This window comes from Mesorhizobium sp. M7A.F.Ca.US.011.01.1.1, from assembly GCF_003998295.1.
GTDB lineage: Bacteria > Pseudomonadota > Alphaproteobacteria > Rhizobiales > Rhizobiaceae > Mesorhizobium.
In genome coordinates this window covers 1-246 of the sequence record NZ_RZRT01000299.1, presented here as the reverse complement: position 1 = coordinate 246, position 246 = coordinate 1, and the positions used below count along the sequence as shown (strand labels likewise).

Annotated in this window: 1 pseudogene; it reads left to right on the top strand. The window is 51.2% G+C overall.

Annotation, left to right across the window (positions count from 1 at the left end):
• Positions 1-116 (top strand): annotated as a pseudogene (locus EOA13_RS38485) (IS630 family transposase); the annotation flags it as partial.
• Positions 117-246: the final 130 nt, after the last annotated feature.

The following is a 246-nucleotide window of genomic DNA, read 5'->3' as shown; positions in this document are numbered from 1 at the left end:
AGAAACGCACCGTCGAGGACACGTGGCGCCACATCGGCCACCTCGTCGAAACCATCGAGGCAGCCGAATGCAAGAACTACTTCGAAAACGCAGGCTACGCTTCCGTCAAAATATGAAACGCTCTAGAGCGATTCCTATTTTGAGAGAATCGTAGGATTCCCAAAGCCGGATGTTTGTGATTCAAGATGCTGGCTGGATTGGAGGCCAGCATCTGATGACGCGAGCGCTTTCAAATGATCTTCGTGA